The sequence below is a fragment of the Mesorhizobium sp. 2RAF21 genome, assembly GCF_052115345.1.
Classification (GTDB): domain Bacteria; phylum Pseudomonadota; class Alphaproteobacteria; order Rhizobiales; family Rhizobiaceae; genus Mesorhizobium; species Mesorhizobium terrae.
The window spans coordinates 214156-230944 of sequence record NZ_JBFRGM010000009.1; the positions used below are offsets into that span (position 1 = coordinate 214156).

Here is a 16789-nt window from a genome sequence, read left to right on the forward strand (position 1 = left end):
TTTATGTACCCTGCCCGCGCTATCGCGGCGTGCTGTTGGCGCTGATCCGGTTCTGCATGGCCAACGCCGCTCCGGCCCCGCCGCCAGCGGGCGGTCGAGGCGGATCGTTCGGCGGTTGCTCGCTCTGTCCGCGGTACCGGCCATAGAGTCGATATCCGGCACGCCCTGCAGCGAGGCCGCCCCGCATAGCGTGGCGCGGAGCCTGCACGCCCGCAAATCTGGCGATGCCGTAACCCATCTGCCCGATCCCGGCAGCTATACCGCCGGCGATCCCTTGAGCGATGGTCTGGATCTGCAGCAGGATGAAGGCGCCCGCGGCGCACAGGAGAACAAACGCGGCGACGTCGCTAAGCTTCAGCGTCCGGCTCTCCGCGGCCGCTTCGATCGCCGTGAGTTCCGGATCCATGGCGGCGATCAGGAAGGCGGCGATGACGTAGATGAAGAGCGGAACCAGCGCGTAGATGATGACCTGGTTGAACCAGCCGATGCCGTAATTGCGCGTCTGCTCGAACAGCATGCAGGCGATGAAGATCGGGGCGGTTCCGATCAGCACCCACATCATGACCTTTGCCAGCACGAGGATCGCAAGCGCCACCGCCATGAAGATCGCCGTGCAGGCCATGATCAGGAAGCCGATCAGCGAAGGGAGGACGGCGAAGTAGCCGGACTGCTCGGCAAAGGCGGATGCCGCGTCGTTGGCGGTCTTCCAGATCATCGAAAGCCCGTTGGTCGGTTCGGTGATCCCGGTCGAAGATGCAGCCAGGATGGCGCGGCCGACGTCCTCGGGTGTGTCGTTCAGCCAGGAATAGAAGAAGGTGTTGAAATGTCCCCACTGGCTTACGAGAGCCAGGATGAGCATCATGCGCACGACGCGGCCGATGACTTCGCCAACCCCGATCCGGGCCGATCCGACGAGGAGCTGCACGGCGTACCAGGCCACATAGACGATGGCCAGAACCTGGAGCAGCGGCAAGACTTCGCTGCCGACGACCCCATACGCCTGTTCGGAGAAATTGGCTCCCGAGGCCTCTATGCGATCAAGAAGCTCCCCGAGGAAGTCTTCCATGGCTTCCTCCTAATCGCCCGAGAGCCGTTCGATCGCTTTATCAGCGGTGTTCGAATCTGCTTTGACAGGACCTGTGTTGACGGGGCCGGTATTCGCCGGTCGCATCGGACCGCACTCCTCGGTCGGAACCGGGACAGGCGAATGCGCGCTGGGTTCGGAGGCATAGGACAAAAGGTTTGCGGGCCGTTTGCAGGGCGCGGTTTTCTCCTTCGGCGTTCCGCAGCCGGCGAGCAGGCCCATCGTGAAGAGAACAATAAGGGGGCATGAGGCGTGGCGGTCTCTAATCGTCACCGTAGGTCAGCGCCTTCTTGCTGTTCGAGATATCGGTGAGCCTCCGCTGGTTGTCGGCCTGCAGCGAGGATACGGCGCCGTTCATGACACCGATCAGTTCGTTGATGGTGAGCCCAGCCTGCACCTGGAGTTGGGTATTCTGGTCGATCGAGCCCTTGATGTCCTCGGCCGTGCCGATCTCACCACTCGCCTGCTCGAATGCACTCTTGCGCGTCTCGACAGCCTGCTGGGAGCCGTTGATCAACGCGGCAACGCCGAGCACCGTCGTCAAAAGCTGCTCGTAGGACTTGTCGCCCGAGAAATCGCTGTTCTCCTTGCCGGAGAGCGATTTGACCAGTTGCAGCCCATTGATGAAGGCCGTCGCAACCTTGGCGACGTCGCCGCTCATCCCGCCAAAGTTCGGCACGCCGCCCTGCAGCAAACTGTCGAAGGACGGCATCGAGGCAACGCTGAACCCATTGCCGACTGCAAGATTCTGCATCGGGTTGGCAGTGCTGCTGCGGTCGCCGGTAACGGCCTTGAGGGTCTCCTCGACAGTGGTCAGGATTTCCTTGTTGGTGCCGAGGATCTTGTCGGTCGTTTCGGCCGTCTGGCGGGCGACAGCGTAGTTGGTCTTGTCGATGACCGGGATGTCGGCGAAGGCCGAGGTTGCGACCAGCATAGCGGTCGACGAGATGATCAGTCGTCTCATGGCTCTCTCCATCATTGCGTCTCAAGAAGCAGCTGAACCTCGGATTCCTGCTCGCGTTTCTCGACGCAGGCCTTTGCCTCAGCATCCCACTCCAAACCCGCGCGCACATCGCAGAGGCCAGTGGTCTCATGTGGATCGTCATCACGATCCGGAAAGTCGGTTGTCTGCGAGGAGCCGGACAGGCCCGATGTGGTGACGGCATTGCGCGAGTTGATCAGGTCGGCCATCGCCGTGCCCATGCGGATCGCTGCGTTGATCATTTCGAGATTGGAGTTCCGCGCCGCGGAATTGTGATCCCAGCTGTCGTGGATCGTTCCGCTTTGCATGGCCGCCAGCTGCTCGAGCCAGGAGGCGACGTTGCCGAGGCTTTCGCCGGTGGCGCTCGATGCCGCCATGGCGTTGAGGGTGGAATCACGCATGCCGGTATAGGCTGTGTCGCCGCCACCGAAGTTCAGCGGAATCGCGCCCTTGTCGGAGCCGCCGAAAGCGGGAAGCCATTTCTGGGTGATGTTGCGGACATAGCCCTGCGTCTCTTTGAAGGGCGGGATGCCGCGGTATTTGTTGACGTTGCCTGGTCCTGAATTATAGGCCGCGAGCGCCAGATTGACGTTGCCGTTAAAGCGCTTCAGCTGCTGCTTGTAATAGCGTGCGCCACCCCGAAGGTTCTGTTCGATGTTGTACGGATTGACGCCGAGGTCGTCGGCCGTGCCGGGCATCAGTTGGGCGAGCCCGATGGCGCCGGCGCCAGATTTTGCGCAAGGGTTGAAACGGCTTTCCTGATAGACGAGCGCCAGGAATTCGTTCTCGTTGACGCCTTCCTCACGGGCGATGCGGCGGACCAGTCCGGCGATTTCCGGGTTTGCGTTGGCCGCTCCGACCGGATCGTCCTTGCGGCCTGGACGATACATCGAGCACGTCATGCTCTTGTTGACGGTGAAGCGATCCTTGTCGACCGTCTCGATCTCCGAGGTCTTTTCGTCCCGCTCCTCGCGCTCGTCGAGCACCGTCCGATCCTTGACGGGAATGTCGGCGAGCACCGGCGTAGCCATGGCAAGTGCAGGGCCGGTGATAATTGCCATGAGCCACAGCCTCATTGCTCCACCTCCCATCCGCAGAATCTTGCCAGCCAATGCTCGGGCTCATCGCCAAAGCGTGCTCGGAGCGCCTCGCACTCCTCAATCGTTTCCTTGCGGCCGGAGAGGACCTTGACGAGATCGGGCATGGCCGACAGGTCGAGGCGCGCAATGACGCTGTCATTGCCGTGCTTGATCAGGAAGGTGCGCTTTTCGGGTGGCGTGTTCCTGATGAAGTTGAATTCCTTCACCGTCAGTCCGAAGCGCCGGATGTAGCTTTCCTCGTCGGCGCGTGGGTTCGGAAAATGGATGTTTGTCCCGGACTGCTCGATCAGCGTGTGCGAGACCTTGGCCCGCGCGATGTCGGCCGCCGATTGCGTTCCGAAACCGACGATCCCGTTCAGCTTGCGGATCGTCTTCATCTTGTCGACGATGTAGCTCGAGAATGTCTCGTCGGCGAGGAGCTGCCAGCCCTCATCCATGAAGAACATCACTGGGTCGCCGGTCAGAAGCTCGTCAAGCCGATGGTAGATGTACATCAGGGCCGGAGCGCGCAGATCCTCGTTACCGATGATGTTGGTCATGTCGAAGCCGAAGACCCGCCGTCCCGAGAAGGACAAGACGTCGTGCGGCGCATTGAAGAGCCACGCCTTCTCACCCTCGATCCAAGGTCGTAGACGAGAATGCAGATCGTTCGCGTCGGCACGAGATCGCCCGACCAGGAGACCTGCCAGATTGGCGAGCGTGCGCTGAGCGACCGGCTCCTGGCAAACCCGAGCGATTGCCCGCTCAAGCGTGTCTTCCTCCTCTTGGCGGAATGTCTGTCCGTTGGCCGGCCGCAGCATCGCCTTCAGGAGGCGCAGGAGGAACTCGCGATTGGGCGCGGTGTTCTCCAGCTGAAGAGGGTTGAACCCGGTCGGCGTTCCGGGCGTCAGCACCTCATAGTCGCCGCCGATCGCGCGGATGAAGATTTCAGCGCCGCGATCCTTGTCAAAGAAGACGCCTTTCGGCGCCGGCGAGATTCGCAAGGCCTGCGCCAGAAGAAAGGCCAGCACCACGGTCTTGCCGGAGCCGGTGGGGCCAGTGACCAGAAAATGCCCGATGTCGCGTCGATGGAAATTAAACCAGTAGGGCGTCTGCGACGTGGTCTCGAGGATAGTGATCGGCAGACCCCAATGGGTGCGGTCGATCTGGCCCGTCGCAAAATTGTGCATCGACGAAAGGCCGGCAAAGTTGGCGCTAGACAGCATCGCGCTGCGGGCGATGTAGCTGTGGTTGCCGGGGAGCTGGGCCCAGAACGCCGCCTCAAGGTTCACGTCCTCACGCACCCAGTTGATGTTCATGTCGGTGAGGCACGCGCCGAGCTCGGAAACCGACTTGCTGACGCCGTCGAGGTCACGGGAAAGGCAAAGCAGCGTCAGGTGATGGAAGCCGAACACCGCTTCCTGGTTCATGAGGCTGTTCAGGGCATGGTCTATGTCGGTCTCGACCGAACTGCCCGCCTCGTCGGACGCCGCGATCTGCCGCTGCAGCCGAGAGATGCGTTCCATCGCAATCGGCTTGTCGGCAATCGTGAATGACTGCGTCAGGATGAACTCGTGGTTGACCTGCAGCAGGCCATCGAGCATCCCCGGTCCGGTGAACGGAGGGTATTCCTTGACCGACAGAATGGCACCGAAGCGGTTTTCCTCGTCGATCGCCGCCTGGGCCTGCATGGTCCGCTTGCCGAAATGCAGCCGGGACGTGCCGACATAGTTGCGCAGCCCCATGCGCGGCAGGCGCATGCGACGTGGAACTCCGCAGGTCAGGACCGTGTTGAAGAATTCCGAGGGCTCGGAGTATGGCTCGCGATTCCGATAGGAGATGCCAAGGGCGCGTGCGCCATACTTCTGAAGCTCGTTGGTGATGTTTCCGACCAGGTCTTCGAGCTCGGTGACGGATTCCCGAAGCTTCTCGTCCTGGACGGCGCGGCCGCCCGTTCGATCCAGCAGCCGCTTGACGGTCTCGCCCGTGCCGAGCGCACCACGCATGCTGGATCGCACGATGGTGAGGTAGAGCTCGTTCGTGAACATGCGCTTCTTGCGCAGCTCACCCATATAGCGACGGTTCAGGAGGTCGCAGAAGGGATCGTCGAACGACCCCTCCAATTCGGTTTCGACCTGTCGCCGGATGACTGTCGACCAGAGAGAAAACCGGCTCGATCCGAGCGCGCGGATCATCGTGTTCTGCACGACCGAGCGCATATTGAGCTCCGCCTGATCCTCCGTCTGAAAGAACAGGCCATTGAGCTTGATGACCGACAGGAGCGCCCCGCTTTCGAGGTTAATCACCATGTCCGATACGTGACGCAAATAGGGGATATGCGTGGCCATCGGCCGCTCGTTGTGCGCGACCCTGCCGAAGCCCAGCTCTTCCCTGACGACCTTAAGCATCGCTTTCTCCTACGGGCCGTAAGAGTTGGCGCCCCAAAAGACCTTGTTGCGCGTTCGAGGGGTTTTGCGCGTCACGACCTGCAGGACGTCAAGGATGCGACTGTCCCAAGTGCAGAGCGAGAACAGGAAGAGGTAGCTGAGCGGCGCCACCAGCAGCGACCAGAATGTGTAGGTCACCAGCCAGGCGATGATGCTTAGTCCGATGATGATGACGATCGCCATATAGGGGACGCCCCACAGCGTCGGCGATCGTGTCAACCCGATGACGAGGGGCGTGAGAGCGGGACGTTCATCGACATGATCGGCCATGACTAGTTGTTCCCGACTGCGGCGATCAACTGGTCGACGATTGCCGGCGCGCCAAAGACAAGACCCATCCCGATCACGACCGCGCCGGCGGTGAACCAGGAAAGCCTTCCGGCGAAGGCAAGAAAACCGAGACCGATGACGGCAATGATCGCGAGGAGCCTGCCGAAGGGACCGGTGATGAAGTCGACGATCATCTGGACCGCGGTCTGCAACGGCGCAAAGGCACCGCTTCCGCCTCCGCTTTGAGCAAAAGCAAGGTCGGCTCCGGCCACCTGAACTGCAAACAGAATGCCGACAGCTATGCCGTAGTGAATTGCTCGCCTGTTCCAGGATCGAAGCACTGCCTGGTTCATGTCCCACTCCTTTCAAAAATGCATCACACCGGCGACGAAGGATCCGGTCTTTTTCGGTGCGATGACACCAACCTCACCCCTTGCATCGTCGGCGACACGTGGTGCCCTCGCCTTCCTGGCGGCTGGCATCGAAAGTCCAAGCTGATGATTGACGACTTTCGCGATGTAGCTCACGGTCTCGGCGAACGGCGGTATGCCGCCATACTCGTAGATGCGTTTCTCGCCGGCGTTGTAAGCGGCGGCGGCGAGGAGCGGATTGCCGAATTCGTCGAGAAGCGTTCGCAGATATCGGACGCCGCCGTCGATGTTGGCGGCAGGGTCACAGACATCCTCGACATCGAACCGATCGGCCGTTGCCGGCATCAGCTGCATCGGGCCGCGCGCCCCTTTCGGAGAGTTCCTGTCGCGATCGAAATCGCTTTCCGTAGCAACGATCGCCACCGCGAAGCCGGGGTCGACACCAAGCCGGTTTGCCGCTTCCTCGACCAACGCTTTGATGCCGGCCGGTTCGACTGGAGAGGGTCCGCATTCGGACACGTTGCGGTCGACCGGGTCGGACGAAGTCGATAGCGGCCACGCACCGCCGCCGTAGATATCCGTAATGATATAGTTACGGGACGCTACGGAGACATCCGACAGCGAATCAAAGGCACCGAATTGCTTCCCTTTGGAAGCAGCTTTCGCCCTAGCGTTGGGCCGTGCCAGCCTTCCATCTGGATCGAGAACGTACTCGACGCTTGTCGTATCCCACCGCCGCTCGAAAACGCCCTTCACAACGTTGTCGTTGGCGTTACTCGCCGCGGAAGAGTCCACGTATTTCGGAATGAACGGCTCATCCTGAGAGGAATCTTGACCCTTCGCATGGTTGGCGATCAGACCCGCCGCAACCAGCGTCGACACCGCCCCAATCTGCCTCATAACCCTTTGCATAGCCGCATCCATCCCCAAGTCGGGTGTTGAGGTCACCACGGGTGCAGCATAAAATCTTCAAGTGCGCTGTACCGTATTGGACTAGCGATACACCGATTTTCATGATACGAAAAGCCAAAATCGCCTATCCAAAAAGGGCATGTTGCCGGAGCCGGCGATACGAGGCCAAGATGACGAAGCGAACCGTCGCGACTTTACTCAGCGTTGGCTTGTACACGCTGCCCGCGTTTGCCGTCGGGGAGATCGATCAGAACTACATCAGGTCCCTGGCGGCGCCCGGAAAAACCGTGCTGGTCATCGAGTACTATGACGGTCGGGGCAAGGTCGGCGAGCGCAAGGGGTATGCCTCGGCCACAGGCTTCAAGGCATCCGCGCCAACCGACATCAGGGTCAACGACAAGACCGTCCTGCATCTCTACGGGCTCGAGCCGTGCCAGGGCGAGATGGTCAACAAAGCCGAGAATTTCGCAGGCTTATGCACCGACTTCGCGCAGCAGCAACTCGCAATCATGCTGCAGTCGCCGAAGGTGATTTTCTGCCGAGCGTTCGTCAGCGAGCAAAACGCGCCGAGGCAGGACGCCACCTGCTACGGCTACTACAACTATCCCGGCAGCCTCGACACGATCGACATGTTCGAGGAGCAGCTTCTCGCACTTGGCGCCCTCAGGATTTCCAGCAAGCCGGACGGGTCTCCCATGCGTCCCGACCTTGTCGATGCGGAGAAGATCGGCAAGGCCGGTTTCGGCATGTGGGCTGACCCAAGGATCAAGGGCCAATGAGAACGGCCTTTCTCTGCGCTGCCGCCCTGGCCTTTGCTGGCGGATGGGCGGAAGCGGCACCTCAGGGATATTTCGACCTTCAGCCCGGCGTGACGCTCGAAACCGGTGATACCTGGATTGCAGAAGGATGGCGCTACCGACTCTACGGCGTTCAATCCTGCCTACGCGGAACAGCCTACACAGATCGTTCCGGGGAGAAGCGGGATTGTGGAGAGGCGTCGCTTGCCATGCTTGCCGCTTACATCCGGGACACCAGCCCGGTCTGCGCTCCCGTAGCCAAAAGCGCCGACACCACTTTTGTTGCCTGTTACGCCATGATTGGTCGCGAGCGGCTAGACCTTGCCAACATTCTCATCGCCAGTGGATTTGCATTCGCGGCCCTCGACGCCGGCGGAATGCCTTTTCACGCGCCTTACGCGGTGGTCGAGAAAAAGGCGCGAGAAGGCCGCGCCGGACTTTGGCAGTTCGACGACGTGCAACATCCCTCGATCCTGTTGTCACGGGCGGCGAACGAGAGGGCTCGGGAGGCCGGGCAATGAGGCTTTCCGGGATGGCAGCCGGCCTCACTCTCAGCGCGACGCTGGTCCTGCCAGCCGTTGCGGCCGACGTGACCACCAACTGGACTTTGCAACGTCGCAGTGAAGCTGTGGCGCCTGCGGTGACAGGTGTCTATCGCGGTCGCGTCGCCGTCATGGATGGGCGCACGCTGTGGTTTCCCGAGTATGCCGCAAAGGTCCGCCTCCTCGACATTGATTCCTGCGAACTGCCACAGTGGGCCTTCGATCCGAAATGGAACGAACGCGATCGGATCAAGGCTCCGCCACCCGTGCCCTGTGGGCCTCTGGCCAAGGCCTGGCTGAAGCGGACGATCGGTCGCTCGATCGTCCGCTGTGACTTCGTGGCATACGACAGCGACGGTGCGCCCCTCGCGCGATGCACTGTCAGAGGGACGGATCTTGCCCTGGAAATGCTGCGAGTTGGATGGGCGCGTGTCGCAACGCCCTATCCCGTCAATCCCGCGTACCTCACCCGACAGCGCCACGCGGTGGCCGCACGTTACGGCATGTGGGCGACCTACGTCCTCGACATGGATGAGTGGCGCCGCAAGGCGGTCGACACCACGCTTTCGCGCAAGCCGATCGCCGACTTCAACCTGCTCAGCGAGCGCGAAAGTGAGATTTCTCCGCGGTTTGTCGAGGCGCGCAAGAAGCCAAAACGAACCGACCGTTAGCCGTCATCACAAGTTTGCTCGGTACAAGAACAGGGAAGTGGATCGCCATGCCGAGGTTGCCGAAGCGCTGCGTTCCTTCAAGAAATACGTTTCTTCGCCCGGCGGAGAAATATTTCGTTACCGAGAGTAGGAGGTGTCTTTGAAGGGCTTAATTGACATAGCCAGTTCTCTCAACTCTTCATCGGTAATATAGATGGAAATTGTGGCAATTAAGCCAAAAAGGTATGCCATCTTGATGATGGCGTCCGGACGATTGTCCGGTACAAAGTTAATGATGCATTTTCTAAGGTGCCTTTCGTCGATCACCGTAGCGTAATAGCGGCTGCGGTGCGCTATAGTGGTCATTTCCTTCTGCTTGATTTTCGTAAGTTTTACAAGTAAATGCTTGTGGGATTCGATTAGTCCCTTCAAGTCGTTAGACGGCCAATGCTGTAGATCACTAATACAGATATTACACACGCCCGCTCCCTACCTAAACAATATAAAAAATCGGGACCAACTTCATTGTTGCCTAGGTGCGTATTCGTGAAGCTCTTTGCTTCAATGCCAGAACTGATCCATGCAAAGCCGCCAGCCCGCATCGTTGCATAATTCTAGCTCGACCTTCGCCATCGCATCGCCGAAATCTGGATTAGCGGCAGCTCAGCCACAAGACAACCGGAATAGTGTCCCTGGAGGTGGAGCCCGTAGACGACTTAGACTCTCTTCTGCATGCGTGCAATTGCCGGGGAATCTTCGACATTGTTCTATACTTACAAGAGGCTCGGCTATGACTCCGGGCATCTTGTAAGTGATCCTTGGACCCTCAGTTCTTATTTTTCGGAATAGGTCGGCTTTCCGTTTTCATCCTTCTTCCATTCGTAGATAACGTAGTCCGGCCGAGTAATGTCGCCCTTTGCGTCATAGCTAATGTCGCCGATAGCGGTCGGCCACGGTCCGCTTGCCTTGATCGTCTCAGCGACCTTTTTGGCATCATCGACCGAACCCGCCTTGTTGATGGCGGCAGCAACAATCTGCACCGCCGCATAGGAGTAGAGGGTATAGGCTTCCGGCTCGAAACCGGACGCGCGGAACTTCTCGACGAGATCCTTGGCTGCCGGATTCTTGCGCGGGTCCGGTGAGAATGTGTTCAGCGTGCCGACAACGGCGTCACCAGCGATCGAAGCCAATTCGTTCGACACCATTCCATCGCCTGAGAAAAAGGTAGCCTTCAGGCTTTGATCGGCCGACTGGCGCATGATCAGGCCGGCTTCAGTGTGCAGGCCGCCGAAGTAGATCAAGGTGACACCGGCCTCCTTCATCTTGGCGATGAGGGCTGAGAAATCCTTGTCGCCGATGTTGATGCCTTCATACATCACTTCGGTGATGCCATCGGCATTCAGCACCTTCTTCGCCACGTCGACGAGTCCCTGTCCGTATGGGCTCTTGTCGTGGACGATGGCGATCTTGGCGTCCTTGAAGTTCGCGGCGATATAGTCGCCGGCGACCTTGCCCTGCTGGTCGTCGCGACCGCAGGTGCGGAAGGTATTCCACAGGCCACGCTCAGTGTACTGCAGATTGGTTGATGCAGGCGATATCTCCAGGACGCCGTTCTCGGCATAGACTTCCGAGGCGGGGATCGATACGCCCGAATTGAAGTGGCCGACCACATACTTGACGTCATCGGCGACGAATTTGTTGGCGACCGAGATGCCCTGCCGTGGATCGGAAACGTCGTCTCCGACCTGGATTTTGATCTTCTGGCCGAGTACGCCGCCGGCTGCATTGATGTCCGCAGCGGCCTGTTCAGCACCCTTTTGGAACTGCGCGCCAAAGGCGGCGTTCGGACCGGTAAGCGGACCGGCGACGCCGATCAAAATGTCGGCCCATACGTTGCCGCTGAGCGCTACGAGCGCGGTCATGGCAACTGCGGACAAGAGAGATTTTTTCATATGATGGCTCCCATTAGCATTGTGGGCGTTGATCGATGCTTTGATACGATGCCCACACATGGCGCATAAAGCTGACGGATTGAGATCGGCGCCGCGGATGTTCCCTGTCCGGCGGCGCCAAAAGCTCCGCCGGGCCGTTCAAGACATGAGTTCAACGGCCAACGCAGTTGCCTCGCCACCGCCGATGCAGACCGATGCAATTCCGCGTTTCAGGCGATGTTTTCGGAGTGCGGAAACGAGAGTGACAATCACACGTGCGCCCGACGCGCCGATCGGATGGCCGAGCGCACACGCGCCGCCATGAACGTTCACCTTATCTGGCGGCAGGTTGAGGTCGCGCATCGCTGCCATGGGCACAACGGCGAAAGCCTCATTGATCTCAAAGAGATCCACGTCCCCAAGGTCCCAGTCAATCTTCCCGCAGAGCTTTCGGATGGCACCGATAGGCGCGGTCGTGAAGAGATTGGCTGCCTGTGCGTGGGTGACATGGCCACGGATTGCCGCCAGCGGGGTAACGCCCCTGTGGTCGGCTTCCGAACGGCGCATAAGGACGAGTGCCGCAGCGCCGTCCGAGATCGACGAAGAATTCGCCGCCGTTACCGTACCGCCCTCTCGGAAGGCAGGTCTCAGCGTTGGAATCTTATCTATCCTGGCCTTTTTTGGCTGCTCGTCCTCGCCGACGACGCGCTCGTCCTTGCCCTCCGTGACCGTGACCGGAACGATCTCTTCGAGGAAGCTCCCGTCGATGATGGCCTTCCTTGCCTTCTCAAGGGAGGCGAGGGCAAATGTATCTTGGGCGCCGCGGGTAAATTGGTAGGCTTCCGCACAGTCTTCGGCAAAGGTTCCCATGAGCCGCCCTTTGTCATAGGCGTCTTCCAGGCCATCGAGAAACATATGGTCGACGATCTTGCCGTGCCCCATGCGATAGCCAGAGCGTGCTCGATCGAGCAGATAAGGCGAATTGGTCATGCTTTCCATGCCGCCGGCTACGACGGTGGCTGCGGATCCTGCGGCGACAAGATCGTGGGCGAGCATGACCGAAATCATGCCGGAACCGCACATCTTGTTCATGGTCGTGGCGCCAACGCCCACCGGCAGGCCTGCGCCAAGGGCTGCTTGGCGCGCGGGCGCCTGTCCCTGACCCGCGGTCAGAACGCAGCCAAGCAGGACCTCGTCAACGAGCTCCATGTCGACCCCGGACCGTTCCAGGGCGGCGCGGACGGCGGCCGCTCCTAGTCTAGCGGCGGCGACATCCTTGAAGTCCCCCTGAAACCCGCCAACTGGCGTCCTGGCAGCCCCGACGATAACCACTGGATCACGAGTGCTCATGCGGCCGCCCTCCTGCTCGTGCGGGATCAACGCGGCGCCATACGCAGCGCGCCGTCCAGGCGGATGACCTCGCCGTTCAGCATTTTGTTCTCGCAGATGTGCTTCACCAGGCTGGCGTACTCGTCCGGACGACCAAGGCGCGCCGGAAACGGTACGCTCGCGCCGAGAGCATCCTGGACCGCCTGCGGCATGCCGGCCATCATGGGTGTTTCAAAGATACCCGGGGCGATGGTGACCACGCGTACGCCATAGCGAGCCAGTTCCCGGGCGACTGGAAGTGCAAGCGCGGCGACGCCACCCTTTGATGCTGCATAGGCTGCCTGGCCGATCTGCCCATCGAATGCTGCAACCGAGGCCGTGTTGACAATCACCCCTCGTTCGCCATCACCATCGGCGTCGGGCTCTCCCTTCACAATAAGATCGGCGACCAGGCGCAACATGTTGAAGGTGCCGACGAGATTAATGGCAACCGTGCGTGCAAAGCTTTCGAGGCCGTGCGGTTTGTCTCGCCCAACGACCCTTTCGCCCGGCGCGACACCGGCGCAATTCACCAGACCATGAATGTGTCCGAACGTACTCTTGGCTAAATTTACGGCTGCGGCACCGTCAGCTTCGCTCGTGACATCGGCCCGTTGAAAACGCACACTGCCGCCCAGCTCCGCAGCGATTTTTTCGCCTGCCGCGGCGTTCACGTCTATTGCGAGTACGTTTGCACCCTCATCCGCAAACATACGCGTGACCGCTGCGCCCAACCCGGAACTGGCACCGGTAACCAAAAAAACTTTGTCCTTGATTTGCATTATCCACGTCCGAGATTGATTTCTTACCAGGACATGTTGCAATGAAGCAAAGCGGCATACGATGACCGAAGCACGCAGATTTGGTGATCGATTTTGCAATGTTTGCTTCTAGGTGTGTTCCACGCGTGTTTCGTCACAGAAGTTGGGACGAATTGTCCTGGACATTGAGTCCGAAGGCAGCCTCCCGACGAAACGAAGCGGGACTTTTTCCGGTCCATTTGTGAAATGCCCGATGAAAGGCACTTGGTTCGGAAAAGCCGATATCGGCGGCCAGATCGGCCACGCTTCGATTTCCACCAAGCAGAGCTTCCATGGCCAGAGCCCTGCGCATTTCATCCTTGATGGAGCGATAGCTCTGACCCTCCGACTGCAGTCGGCGGCGCAAGGTCGGCGCTTGCATGCGCATGCCTGCGGCGAGGATTTCAAAACTCGGCCACGCAGAGGGAGCCGTCGCGTGGAGACATCCACGGATGATGGCGGAAAGCCCCTCGTTATGGCGATAACGCACCAGAATATTGGCTGGGGCCAAGCGTAGAAATTCCCGCAATGCGCACGCATCCCGGACAACCGGTAGCTTCAGCACGTCGGCGTCGAAGACAAGACGGCTCTCTGGCTGATCGAACCGCACAGGTGCGCCGAAGAACAGATGGTAGTCGGTTCCCGTGGGTGGCGCGCTGCATTTGAAATCGACCCAGCGGATCGGGAGGCGCCGGCCCACCAGCCAACAGTTCACGCCATAGACCATGATCCAGAATGTACGATAAGCAAAGGCCGATCGCAGCGGGCCGGCATCCTTCAAAGTAACTTCGGCAAACCCATTCCTGACAATCAGTTCGCCGTGAGGATCGTCAAGGACGACGCGCAGGAACCGCAGGCCTCGCCGCAACGCATGCTCCAGCGTTTCGGTCGTCAGAAGCGCGTGGCACAGCAGAGCGAAGCTGCCCGCCCGCATCGGCCGCGCGCCTTCGCCAAAGAATTCGTCGTCCATGGTCCGCGACACGGCATGCCAGAGGGCGCCGTACTGCTCCGCGGAGATCGGCTCGGTAATAACAGGCGGCAGCCCCACTTGGGCCAACAAAGGCTCGATCTGCACGTTGTGGCGGCGAAGGCATTCGAGCGTATCGTCCATGAAACAGGGAGCGATCATTCGACGTTCCATCGCCAACACTCCGACCTCGCGCTAGTGCGGTCCCCGATCAAACGTGGCAGCGCTTACACCTCGTTGCCGCAAGGTGTTCCTAGCGACCTTTTCCGTTGGTGTTCTCGGTAGTGGGACATCGGTAATCTCGATATAGCGCGGAACCATATGGCGGGGCGCCAGTTCCCTGAAGTGATCGAGCAGGCCAGTTGATTCCAGGGTTGAACCTGCTCTCCGCTGAGCGACAACCATGATGTCCTCTTCCGTCAATTCCGACGGAATCCCGAAAGCAGCGCTTTCAACGATGTCTGGGTGTTTCTCGGCAACCGTCTCCACCTCATAGGCGGAAATGTTCTCGCCCCGGCGCCGGATCGCCTCGTTGAGGCGGTGCTTGAAATAGAGCCAGCCGTCTTCGTCCAAAAAACCGGCATCGCCGGAATGATACCAGAGGTTCCTGAGCGTCTGCACCGTCTTTGCATCGGCGCGGTAGTAGCCGGAAAACATGCTCCAGCTTTTATGCGGGCGCGATACGATTTCACCCAATGTGCCAGGCGGCAGGGGCCTATCGTTCTCATCGACGATCGCGACTTCCCAGTCCGGATGGGGGCGGCCGCACGAACCCGGCCTTGTTTCGTCCACCTTGTCCAACGTCACAAAACTGGTTTCCGTCTGTCCGTAGCCCGTAACAAGCTGCATGCCAAAACGGCGCTCGAAGGTTTCCTTGTCGGGAACCATGGGAATGCACTGGCACACCCTGACAGGGTTGCCGCCGTCGTTCTCCGACTGCGGCGCGCGCATCAGGATGACGGCCATGGCGCCCAGCAGATTTGTCGCCGTGGCGCCGCTCGCGCGGGCCTGATCCCAGAATCGTGATGCGCTGAAGCCGTCGACCAGCGTCGTTTGCGTGCCGTAGATCAAGGGAAGCAGCACGCCGAACATCTGCGCGTCGGTATGAAAAAGCGGCAAGGGCGAGAAATAGCTGTCGCTGGTTGTGTAGCCCAGATTGGATGCCATCGCCGCTGCCCAAGAATAGCAATGATGGTGAGACATCAACGTGCCCTTGGCGGGACCGGTCGTGCCGGACGTATCAAGGATAGCCATCGGATCGGAATAGTGGACATCGACCAGATCGAAGTCCGGCTGCGGCGCCAGGCATTCTTCAAAACGGACAATACGGCCGATCCTGACGCCTGCCGTGCGGGCCTCGACCGGATCGGTTCCCACGAGGATAAGCGTCCGCAGGTTTGGAAGGTTGTCCTGGACCTTGGCGAGTTCCGCAAGCACATTGGCGTCTGTAACCAGCACCTCCGCACCGCAATTGTTCAGGTTATGGCAGAGCAGGTCGCCTTTCAGGCCGGGATTGCTGGGCACCTCGATCGCGCCTAGTTTGGATGCCGCGAACCACATTGCGACGAGTTCGAAGCAATTGGGCAGCAGCATCGCCACGCGATTCGATCGGTTGACGCCCAGCTTGCGCAAACCGCGAGCCAACTGGCTGGAAATGTGCAGCATTTCCTCGAAGCTTGCGGAACGCCCGCAGACTTCGATGAATTTCTTGGCTCCGAGCTGCTCGGCTTGCCTCAGCAGGATCTTGGGAAGGACCCGGTTTTCAAGGTCACCCTCTTGCTTCCCGGGGATGTAAAAAGGGGATAAGACTTCGCGTATTGACATGGGGGCGGTCAAAACTCTTTCGCTCTTGCCTGCGCCTCGGGAGACAGGAAGCCGCTGACCGTGGCCCTGGTCTCGAGCGCCATTGCGTCCGCGAGGGACGAATGAAACCCTTCATTGATGGCGTGCTTGATGTCGGACACCGCGCTCGCGGGACGCTCAGCGATCGTGAGAGCCAGCTTTCTTGCTTCGTCGAGTAACTCGGCCTCAGCGACGAGCTTCCATGCGATCCCGACCTCGACCGCCTTCCTGGCGTCGTGACGCTCGCCCAGGATCATCAGCTCCTTGGCGACCTGCGGTCCGACCTGCTTCGTCAGCAGCGCGGTCACGCCGCCGGTCACGAAAAGCCCATAGGTCACCTCGGGGAAAAACCAGCGGGTGTTGTCGGCAAACAAGCGGAAGTCGCAGTTTATGGCCCATTCGAGGGCACCGCCCACGCACCACCCATGCACGGCGGCAATGACGATCTTTCTCGATTGCATGATCTGCAGGGTGACGCCCTGGATCGCTTCGACCCAGGCTTGCGTGGCAGCCTCCGATACGGTCTGAGCGTCAAGATCCTTGAGGTCGTCTCCGGAACAGAAGGCTCGGCCTTCGCCGTGGAGAATGATGACCCGCGTGGCTTGATCCGCCTCGGCTCGCGCCAGCGCCTCGGCGAGCTCGTCGACAAGCTGCCTGTTCATGGCGTTGAGCCGTTCCGGCCGGCTCAGTTTGACCCAGGCGATAGACCCGTCATTGCTGGAAATGACTGCTTCTGTCATGATATCC

General features: G+C 60.1%; 17 protein-coding genes. 3 read left to right on the forward strand and 14 right to left on the reverse strand.

From position 1 onward, the window contains the following. Nucleotides 1-19: 19 nt before the first annotated feature. From AB4136_RS16650 to AB4136_RS16680, 7 genes are all read right to left on the reverse strand, one after another. Nucleotides 20-1066 carry a type IV secretion system protein gene (locus AB4136_RS16650; protein WP_441931435.1) on the reverse strand — a complete coding sequence of 349 codons (1047 nt, stop codon included), beginning with the start codon at nucleotides 1064-1066 and terminating at the stop codon, nucleotides 20-22. Between the two features lie 280 nt (nucleotides 1067-1346). Further along, on the reverse strand, nucleotides 1347-2048 hold the full coding sequence (locus AB4136_RS16655; protein WP_441931436.1) for a type IV secretion system protein: 702 nt from the start codon (nucleotides 2046-2048) through the stop codon (nucleotides 1347-1349). A gap of 11 nt (nucleotides 2049-2059) precedes the next feature. Then, complete coding sequence (locus AB4136_RS16660; RefSeq protein ID WP_441931528.1) at nucleotides 2060-3127, reverse strand: lytic transglycosylase domain-containing protein; 1068 nt, start codon at nucleotides 3125-3127, stop codon at nucleotides 2060-2062. Nucleotides 3128-3138: 11 nt separating this feature from the next. After that, nucleotides 3139-5553, reverse strand: a complete 2415-nt coding sequence (locus tag AB4136_RS16665; protein ID WP_441931437.1) for a VirB4 family type IV secretion/conjugal transfer ATPase — start codon at nucleotides 5551-5553, stop codon at nucleotides 3139-3141. Between the two features lie 9 nt (nucleotides 5554-5562). Beyond that, nucleotides 5563-5862 (reverse strand): type IV secretion system protein VirB3, encoded by a 300-nt coding sequence (locus AB4136_RS16670; RefSeq protein WP_441931438.1) that lies wholly within the window; start codon nucleotides 5860-5862, stop codon nucleotides 5563-5565. Between the two features lie 2 nt (nucleotides 5863-5864). Next, a complete protein-coding gene (locus AB4136_RS16675; protein WP_441931439.1) occupies nucleotides 5865-6215 on the reverse strand; it encodes a TrbC/VirB2 family protein in 351 nt (116 codons plus the stop codon). 12 nt (nucleotides 6216-6227) lie between these two features. After that, nucleotides 6228-7115 (reverse strand): lytic transglycosylase domain-containing protein, encoded by an 888-nt coding sequence (locus AB4136_RS16680; protein ID WP_441931440.1) that lies wholly within the window; start codon nucleotides 7113-7115, stop codon nucleotides 6228-6230. 200 nt (nucleotides 7116-7315) lie between these two features. On the opposite strand from AB4136_RS16680, the gene AB4136_RS16685 reads away from it, so the two are divergent. Genes AB4136_RS16685 through AB4136_RS16695 form a run of 3 tightly spaced genes read left to right on the forward strand, consistent with a single transcriptional unit; the run spans nucleotide 7316 to nucleotide 9155 of the window. Beyond that, nucleotides 7316-7924: a hypothetical protein gene (locus AB4136_RS16685; protein ID WP_441931441.1), complete on the forward strand. Its 609-nt coding sequence runs from the start codon at nucleotides 7316-7318 to the stop codon at nucleotides 7922-7924. Then, complete coding sequence (locus AB4136_RS16690; protein WP_441931442.1) at nucleotides 7921-8463, forward strand: thermonuclease family protein; 543 nt, start codon at nucleotides 7921-7923, stop codon at nucleotides 8461-8463. Before AB4136_RS16685 ends, AB4136_RS16690 begins: the two co-directional genes overlap by 4 nt. Continuing rightward, nucleotides 8460-9155 (forward strand): thermonuclease family protein, encoded by a 696-nt coding sequence (locus AB4136_RS16695; protein ID WP_441931443.1) that lies wholly within the window; start codon nucleotides 8460-8462, stop codon nucleotides 9153-9155. Before AB4136_RS16690 ends, AB4136_RS16695 begins: the two co-directional genes overlap by 4 nt. A 117-nt stretch (nucleotides 9156-9272) precedes the next feature. Here the strand turns inward: AB4136_RS16695 and AB4136_RS16700 are convergent, their stop codons facing one another. The 7 genes from AB4136_RS16700 to AB4136_RS16730 form a co-directional block, all read right to left on the reverse strand. Further along, nucleotides 9273-9500 (reverse strand): hypothetical protein, encoded by a 228-nt coding sequence (locus AB4136_RS16700; RefSeq protein ID WP_441931444.1) that lies wholly within the window; start codon nucleotides 9498-9500, stop codon nucleotides 9273-9275. Between the two features lie 467 nt (nucleotides 9501-9967). Continuing rightward, entirely contained in the window at nucleotides 9968-11086 is a 1119-nt protein-coding gene (locus AB4136_RS16705; protein ID WP_441931445.1) for a branched-chain amino acid ABC transporter substrate-binding protein, read from the reverse strand. Nucleotides 11087-11224: 138 nt separating this feature from the next. Then, nucleotides 11225-12415 carry an acetyl-CoA C-acyltransferase gene (locus AB4136_RS16710; RefSeq protein ID WP_441931529.1) on the reverse strand — a complete coding sequence of 397 codons (1191 nt, stop codon included), beginning with the start codon at nucleotides 12413-12415 and terminating at the stop codon, nucleotides 11225-11227. Between the two features lie 26 nt (nucleotides 12416-12441). Next, entirely contained in the window at nucleotides 12442-13215 is a 774-nt protein-coding gene (locus AB4136_RS16715; protein ID WP_441931446.1) for a 3-hydroxyacyl-CoA dehydrogenase, read from the reverse strand. A 133-nt stretch (nucleotides 13216-13348) separates the two neighbouring features. Beyond that, nucleotides 13349-14374 (reverse strand): AraC family transcriptional regulator, encoded by a 1026-nt coding sequence (locus AB4136_RS16720; RefSeq protein ID WP_441931447.1) that lies wholly within the window; start codon nucleotides 14372-14374, stop codon nucleotides 13349-13351. A gap of 21 nt (nucleotides 14375-14395) precedes the next feature. Next, entirely contained in the window at nucleotides 14396-16036 is a 1641-nt protein-coding gene (locus tag AB4136_RS16725) for an AMP-binding protein (protein ID WP_441931448.1), read from the reverse strand. Beyond that, on the reverse strand, nucleotides 16033-16782 hold the full coding sequence (locus AB4136_RS16730; protein WP_441931449.1) for an enoyl-CoA hydratase/isomerase family protein: 750 nt from the start codon (nucleotides 16780-16782) through the stop codon (nucleotides 16033-16035). Before AB4136_RS16730 ends, AB4136_RS16725 begins: the two co-directional genes overlap by 4 nt. Nucleotides 16783-16789 lie beyond the last annotated feature (7 nt).